The sequence below is a fragment of the Amycolatopsis sp. NPDC045836 genome (assembly GCF_056431745.1).
Genome location: NZ_JBWKKF010000043.1, coordinates 19797 through 27841, shown reverse-complemented (window position 1 = coordinate 27841; position 8045 = coordinate 19797). Strand labels below are relative to the sequence as shown.

Sequence of the window (8045 nt, the reverse complement as noted above, 5' to 3'; positions counted from 1 at the left end):
ACCGGGCGCGGCACCGGGCGGACACGGTCGCACGTTGCCGATCAGCTCGTCGGATTCGGCAGCGTCGCCCGGCTCGATCTTCTGCTTTCGCGGGGAAACCTTGAGCGACGGCAACGGCTTGGTGCCGTGCGCCGGCACGGCGGCGCAGCGGGATCAGCCGGTGTGCCCGGCCGCGTTGTCGAGCTGCGGCTCCTCGGTGTAGGCGAGCACGGTGTGGTCACCCCTGTCCTGCGGGGTGAACCGCTCGGGCACGTCGATCACCCGCGCCAGCGCGGTGCGCGCCTGCTCGACCGGCATGTCCGGCGGGAAGGCGATGCGGCCCGGCGTGCAGTTGCGCAGCACGGCACGCAGGCCGTAGCGGAACTCCTCCTCACCGGCGTAGGTCAGGGCGATCTTGGCGGTCCAGTCGATGCGGTGCCCCGGACCGGTGGTCTCGGGGGTGAAGGTGATCTCGTGGTCGGCGCAGGAGTCGTGGCCGAGCAGGTAGATGTTCCAGGTCAGCTCGGCGTCGGGGGCGGGAAGGGGCAGCGGGTCGGCGGTCAGCCGGTGCGGGCGGGTGAAGCGGAACGGGCTGGCCGGGGTGCCGGCGGGCAGGCCGGCCCAGTCGTAGGAGGTCAGGGCGCAGTAGCCGTAGTTGCCCCACACCCCCGGCGAGGTCCAGTCACCGGTGTTCGCGACGGTGCCGGACGGCGGGGTTCCCTGGTAGGGGGCCGTGGTGAACTCCAGGTTGAACCACAGGTTCCCGGCGTGGTCGAGCTTGCCGTCCCAGTCGAAGCCCCTGATGCGGTGGCCCTCGGGCCAGGGGTTGCCGGGGAACCAGACCCTGTCGGTCACGTGCTGTCCTCTCGTCGGGGTTTCACCGCCGGGCGCGTGCGGTCACCAGTTCCGCGAGGGCAGTGGGGTGCTCGGTGGGCACCAGCCAATGCTCACCGCCGGAGAAGTCGATGCGGACCGCCGGGCCGGCCGGCACACGCCAGGTGCGCACCTTGCCCGGTCCGCTGCGGGTCTTCTCCGGCACCGCCACCACCTCGGCCCTGATCGGACAACCGCGGGAAGTCCGCACCGCATCGGCACCGTCCGCCAGGATCACCGCGATACCCAGCTCAGGCCGGCCGACGAGCAGGACGAGCAGCGTCGAGGTCCTGACGAAGAACGGCACCTCCAACGACGACTCCGCCAGCGCCGGCACCCCCAGCGACCCGAACGCGGTACCCACCAGCCTGCGCACGAAACGCGCCTGCCACCACGGCAGCACGAACAGCACCGCGATACCGATCCCCACCCAGGTCACCGGGTGCGCCAGCGACCACCACGGCCGCAGCAGCAAGAAGACCGAGCCGCAGACCGCCGCCACACCCGCCCAGAAGGCCACGGCCACCGCCGTGAACCAGCGACCCGGCTGCTCCGGCCGCCGCAACACCACGGCCAGCCCCACCACCAACGCAGGCAACGCCATGGGCACCACCACGAATTCGGCCCCGTTGAAGTCCACGGGCACCACCCACGCCACCACCGCCGTGCACGCCACCGCCACCAGGTACGGCATCGCCATCAACAGGCACACCGCCGACCTCAGCCACCGCACCGCCCCGTCGACGGACGAGGTTCCGGACTCCACCGACATCACCACCCCTCGAGGCTGGGACGCAGCACGCGCAGGCACGGTTCCCGCAAGCGCGCGGGTGCCTCCCCGGTTGCAGGCGACGGCCGCGGCTGGTGTCCAGCGGCGGCAGCTCGGCGGATTCGGCGGAGATCTGCCCGGCCACGGCCAGCACGCCGGTGTTGTCCTCGGCGTCGCGGTCGGTGAGGTAGGCATCGATGGCCTCGAACGCTCGACCCCACCACCGCCATCCACGGACCCGGCCCGGCCCGCGGCGGCTACCCCACCACAGTGGTCTAGTGCCGCATCAAGCAACGTTGGGCAGGCACTCCGGGCGGCGGATCTTGGAGTTGACGGCGAAGTGGCGTTTGGGATGGCAGTGGTGGTTGCGCCAGCGGAGTAGCCAGCGGTGGCGGTTTCTTGGGGCGGTGCGGCCGGGGCAGTCACTGCCGTCGAGGGTGAAGTAGCGGACCGCGGCGCTCGGCGCAACAGGTCCTGACCTCGGCTCTACCGTGTGACTCGTATTCGTCGCAGACGAGGTACCGGGAAGTGGCGGCGGATTCGCCTGCAGAAGTCGAGTGACTGCGGCCAGCGTTCGCGGTCACGGAACCGGTAGAACAGCTGCCCCGGTGGCGAGGCCGATCGCGGTGAACATCCGCCCCACCCCGCCGGGGTGGGGGACCAGCCCCGGACGGGGGCGTGCAGGTTCAGCGGCCCGAACTCGTCAACGCAGATCATTCGTCCGTCGGCGGGCGGGGGTCGTACAGGTCGAGGATGCGGGTTTCTTGGCGACGAAGTCCGGGGCCTTGCTGGCTTTCCGAATCTTCGCCGCCTGCCGGGACACGCCCCGCTTCCGGAGGATCCGCCGGGCGGTCTCGGTGCTCGATCTGGTCCGCGCGTGCTGGGTGAGATAGCCGGCCAGTTCAGCCAGGTTCCAGGTGGTGAACGGCAACCCCAGCTCGTTGGGTTTGCAGACGGCGATGCGGCAGATCTGATCACGGGCGGTCGGCCCGATCTCACGAGGTCGGCTGCCCTCCGTTTGGGGACAACGCCACGAACCCGGAGTCGTTGAACGCGTGGATCGCCTCCCGCACATACCCCCTCAGCAGGCCACCGATGAACGCCATCCGCCGCTACGCCGCTCCAGGACATCCTGGCAGGCCAGAGTCACCGCCGAATCAATCACCGCGGAAGCGTTCGAAGAGGCCCTTGTCTTCCCAGTCGGATTCGAAAGAACCATAGATCCGCTCCAACACACGATGCCGCCTCGTATCACGACATTCCCGGAGACGAGCCCGCGTCGAATCCTTCACCGATCGCCATCGCAGTACACGCATAAAGTACTGGAGAACTTCCAGGGCGCCAAACTTCCGCAACTCGAGAAATTCAATGAATTCCGCCCCGTATTTTTCCTCGTTTTCCGCGTCGCATTGCACGAGTGAAACGAGTTTGGCCAAAAGTGGCTCGATCGCAGTATGATCTACTCCGGGAAACTTCCCTTTTTATGCACCTCCGAATGCCCACACCCTTGGCAGCGAAAGCTTCCTCGGCAGCATTGCGGACCCGATTCACCATATGATTGATAGTGTCCCGACGTATTATCCACGCTCCACACTTGGTTTCCGCAACCTTGAGCTCGCCCGCCGCGCGAACAGCCTCGCCCCGAGCGAGATCGGCATGCCCGAGCTTCAGTGCGCCGCCCGATGACCAACCCACCGTCAGCTGCAACTATATATTCAAAGGGAACACTCTGCACAATAAGTTCATTGCCACCGATGGAGCGTTCGGGCCTGGCTGCATTTTCAGGAACCAAGTTCTCAAAGCAGTCATCCAAACTCAATGCGCGCCGCCGGTCTCCTTCCACGGCTCCGCGGGGGCTGGATCGAGCCGCAGCGACCACGGTCCACTCGGTGAACCGGCGATGCGCGGCCGGCACCGTGACCCCGAACGACGGCGGCAGCAGCCGCCGCGCACCCACCGGTCAGCACTTACCACAACCGTGAACACCGCCCGGTCCCCGAACCGGGGCTCGGCCAAACCACGGCACATGATCGTGCACCATCAGTCACAAGACCCATACGAGACACACGCTAAGCGAAACGAGAGTCCGCCGAGCGCTTTTCGACGACGTTGAGGTCGGCTGATTCGTCGTCCTTTTCTGCGATGTGCCGACGCTGTTCGACGGCTGCGGTCATGGTCCCATCGAGAAGGCGGACTTCACCCAGCTCGCCGGGGCCACGGCGGCGTCTGATCGGGGTCAGCGGGGTGGGCGGGGGTCGATCAGCACGGCTGCGGTGATGACCGCGGCGAGCAGGAGCAGGGCGATGAGGGCGGCGTCGAGCAGGGTGGTGAGCATGGTCAGCTCCGGGGTCGGGTGTGTTGGCGGGATCGCAGGCTGGTCAGCGTGACCGTGGCCAGGATCAGCACGATGACCACCAGCGAGAGCGGGGTGGGGATCGACGGCACGGCGGGCCAGAGCCCGTGTGCCCAGTGCAGGACGAGCTTGACGCCGATGAAGGCCAGGATCAGCGCGAGCCCGTGGTTGAGGTGGACGAGCTTGGCGAGCGCGTTGTGCAGCACGAAGTACAGCGCGCGCAGGCCCAGCAGGGCGAAGGCGTTGGTGGCGAAGACCAGGTAGGGGTCTTCGGTGATGCCGTAGACGGCGGGTACCGAGTCGACGGCGAAGACCACGTCGGTGGCGAAGACGGCCACCACGACCAGGGTGAGCGGGGTCAGCGCGCGCCGCCCGCGTTCGCGGGTGACGAGCCGGGTGCCGTGGTAGTCGTCGGTGACCGGCATCAGCTTGCGCAGCAGCCGCACCGAGCGCATCCGCGACACGTCCTGGTCGAACCCGGCGCCGGTGACGGCCTCGTGCAGGATCTTGAGCGCCGAGAGGAACAGGATCGCGCCGAACACCAGGAACGCCCACGTGCCCGCCTGCAGCAGAGCCGCGCCCGCGGCGATGAACACGCCCCGCAGCACGAGCGCGCCCGCGATGCCGTAGAGCAGGACCCGCTGCTGCACCTCGGCGGGCACGGCGAACGCGGACAACAGGAGCATGAAGACGAAGAGGTTGTCCACCGACAGGGATTTTTCGACGACGAACCCGGTGGCGAACTCCAGTGCCTGCGTACCGCCGAACGCCGGCCACAGCCACAGCGCGAACACCGCCGGCAGGGTCAGGTAGAACACCGACCAGCCGGCGGCTTCGCGCAGGGAGACCTCGTGGGGGCGCCGGGTCACCAGGAAATCGGTCAGCAGCAAGCCGAGCAGGACCGCGATGCTGAGCCCCCACAACCACAGCGACCCGATCGACGACGGTGGTGCAGCAGCCGGCACGGTGGCTGGAGCGAACATGGGCAGGGCCTCCTCGAACACGGTCGGCGTTCGAGGTCTCCTTCACCCGGTGCGGGCGCCCTGCCGGGGACACCGCCGTCAGTGTCCGTACTGACCGGTCAGGGCCGGTGGAAGTACTCCCCTCAATCTCGAGTATCGGACAAAACGGACAGCACGTAAAGGGTGGTCACCCGAACGTGGCGCAGCCGGTGGCATGAGCAGGACGGTCGAAATCCCGCGCGTGCTCGTCGTGCAGTGGGAAGATCCGCGCGGGCGGTGAACCAGCGAGAGCCCCGCCAGCACGCCGACGCCCGGCTCCACCCGGAAGGTTCGGAACCACGCCGATTCGTCGTCGCCCTCGGAGGCGATCACTACGAAGTCGTGGCCGCGGTGCCGTGGACCAGGCAGGTGCGATGTGGTTCGCCGGTCCGGCGTCCGGTCGTGGCGAGGGCGGCGGTGGGCGGTTCGCTGATCCGCGCCTGCCAGGAAGCGCCAGGAATGTGCGTGGAACCGGAGGCGGTACGGGACAAGGACGGGATCTCAGCGGCAGTACTCGCTGCGAACCCCACCGCACATCCGGAAGTTCGCCACCACGCACTGTTCGACGCGCTCGGCGACTTGGCCGCACGGCACGGCGTGCACCTTGGGCTTCCGGTCTTGGGCATGATGGCCATATGACGGAACTGGCTGGAGAGCAGGTGTGGATCAGGGCCGCACAGGGAGCTGATGAGCTGAGGTCGCTCCAGGACTGGCTGCACCGTGATGATGCGCTGCGCGGACGCACACGGCCTGTCCACGCGCGTGTCAAGCCGGGACAGATGGGGGGAGTGCTCGATGCGCTCGTAGTGGCTGTCGGCTCAGGTGGGCTCGGTGCGGTGCTCGCCGGCGCGCTGTCCACCTGGATCTCCCAACGGCGGTCCGACGTGAAGCTGGTCATCACCCGCGAAGACGGGCGTCAGATCGAGCTGGACGCCAAACGCGTCGATCCGCAGGCCGTGATGCGCGACATCGCCAGGCTCCTCGAACCGCCGGAGCCGCCGGAGTGAGCCGTTTCCCGGATCCCGCGCGGTCCCGGGCTGTCCTGATCGGTGTCAGCCGGTACCACGCCCGAGACCAGCTGCCCGAGATCGTCGCGGTGCGCGCGAACCTGACCGACCTCAGGAACGCGCTGGTGAAGGCCCCCACCGGCACCCTGGACACACAGTTCTGCCGCGTGGTGCCCGAGCCGGCGTCGCCCACGGACGTGGGCGACGCCGTCGCCGCAGCGGCCACCGCGGCGACCGATCTGCTGCTGGTTTACTACGCTGGCCACGGGCTCGTCGACGGGCGGGGGCGGTTGCACCTGGCGCTCACCACGACCGTTCCGGACCGCTTGCGGTGGACCGCGCTCCCGTTCGAGCTGCTTCGCGAGGAAATCGCCGCCAGCCCTGCGACCACACGGGTGCTGGTGCTGGACTGCTGTTTCTCCGGTCGCGCGATCGAGGCGATGGGCGATACCCGGGGTGTCATCGCCGGCCAGGTCGACATCGCGGGAACGTACACCCTCACCTCGACCACAGCCACCGCCCTTTCCCACGCTCCCGCTGGAGACAAGCACACGTCGTTCACCGGCGCTTTGCTCACCGCACTGCACACTCCGGGGCGGCTGACGCTCGATGAACTCTTCCGGCGGATCGACCGGAACCTCGCCGCGCGAGGAGGGCCGCGCCCGCAACGACGCATCGTCAACGCGGCAGGTGACCTCACCCTGTTCAAGGGCTCGTTCCCAGGTGCTCAGGGGCGAGCGCCCGAAATCGCCCGGGAACCCGGGCGTGAGGTTGCCGGGAAAGACACGCGGTCACCGGCACATCGGCGGCCGCGGCGCCGGACAGCGGTGGTGCTCAGCCTGATCGCAACGCTCCTGCTCGCCGCCGGGACGACCATGGCGGTCCTGTCGCTCCAGACGTCCGAGCAGGCCCGGGCCGTCCTGTCCGGACATACGCGCTCGGTGACCAGTGTGTCGTTCAGTCCGGACGGCCATGTCGTGGTGACCGGCAGTCAGGACGGCACCGCACGGCTCTGGGACGTGACCACTGGTCAGCAGATCGGCCAGCCCCTCACCGGTCACACCGCCGCCATCAGGGGTGTGGCGTTCAGCCCCGACGGCCGCACCGTGGCCACCGGCGGCGACGACCGAGCCGCGCGGTTGTGGGATGCCACCACCCACCAGCCCCTCGGCCAGCCCCTCACCGGCAGCGCGAGCGGTATCAGCAGCGTGGCTTTCAGCCCGGACGGGCGCACCCTGGCCACCGGAACGGGAATCAGCTCAGAGCTCACCGACGAAACGGCGCGACTGTGGGACGCCGCCACCGGGGCCCCGCTCGGACCGCCCCTCGAAGCAGGACCAAACCGTAACGCCGCCGCGATGTGGATCGCGTTCAGTCCTGATGGGCGCATCCTGGTCACCACGAACGGTGCGGACATGGAATTGTTCGATGTGGCCAGTCACCAGCCCGTCGGTGGTGAATACTCCTCCCACAGCGGATACGGCCTGGCGTTCAGCCCAGACGGCCGCGACATCGCCAGCGGAACCCACACTGGAGACGTGGTGCTGATCGACCTGGCTAGCCTTGACGTGGTCGGAAGCCGCCTCGAGGGACACACGGGCAGCGTGACCGGTGTTGCGTTCAGCTCCGACGGGCGCAGCCTCGCCACGGCAAGCGAAGACCGGACGGCGCGGGTGTGGGATGTGGCCAGCAGGCACCAGATCGGCGAGCCCCTCACAAGCCACGAGGGGCCGGTGACCAGTGTGGCGTTCAGCCCAGACGGCCGTGTCCTCGCCACCGGAAGCGAGGATGGCACCGCACGGTTGTGGGACGTACCGCTCAAGTAGCGGTCAAGCGGCGTCCGTCCACAATAGAGCAGATCAGACGTGGCGCAGGTTGTCGCCGCCGTGGCTGCGGCTTCGACCTCAACCGCTGAGCTGTCCGGTGTCGTGCCAGTGTTGCGGATCTGGCTGGCTGTGGGGCGTAGCCGCGGGTGGAGGACAGTCCGGTCGGTGCCTGCACTGCCTTGTAGCCGGTGGCTGCGCGCGTACTGCGCGCCGTAACCGTACACACCGGTGGCCGGA

The 8045-nt window shown here is 68.4% G+C and carries 5 protein-coding genes; 2 read left to right on the top strand and 3 right to left on the bottom strand.

Translation table 11 applies throughout. The annotated features are described in order from the left end of the window. Positions 1-153: 153 nt before the first annotated feature. The 3 genes from AC07EG_RS39575 to AC07EG_RS39565 form a co-directional block, all read right to left on the bottom strand. Positions 154-834: a hypothetical protein gene (locus AC07EG_RS39575; protein ID WP_478258426.1), complete on the bottom strand. Its 681-nt coding sequence runs from the start codon at positions 832-834 to the stop codon at positions 154-156. Between the two features lie 22 nt (positions 835-856). Beyond that, the gene (locus tag AC07EG_RS39570) at positions 857-1618 is read right to left on the bottom strand and encodes a hypothetical protein (protein WP_478258425.1); all 762 of its coding nucleotides are present in this window, start codon (positions 1616-1618) and stop codon (positions 857-859) included. Positions 1619-3958: 2340 nt separating this feature from the next. Next, a complete protein-coding gene (locus AC07EG_RS39565; protein WP_478258424.1) occupies positions 3959-4957 on the bottom strand; it encodes a TerC/Alx family metal homeostasis membrane protein in 999 nt (332 codons plus the stop codon). Between the two features lie 653 nt (positions 4958-5610). On the opposite strand from AC07EG_RS39565, the gene AC07EG_RS39560 reads away from it, so the two are divergent. After that, positions 5611-5982 (top strand): effector-associated constant component EACC1, encoded by a 372-nt coding sequence (locus AC07EG_RS39560; RefSeq protein ID WP_478258423.1) that lies wholly within the window; start codon positions 5611-5613, stop codon positions 5980-5982. Beyond that, positions 5979-7808: a caspase, EACC1-associated type gene (locus tag AC07EG_RS39555; RefSeq protein WP_478258422.1), complete on the top strand. Its 1830-nt coding sequence runs from the start codon at positions 5979-5981 to the stop codon at positions 7806-7808. The genes AC07EG_RS39560 and AC07EG_RS39555 overlap by 4 nt, the downstream gene beginning before the upstream one ends. The last annotated feature ends 237 nt before the right edge of the window (positions 7809-8045 follow it).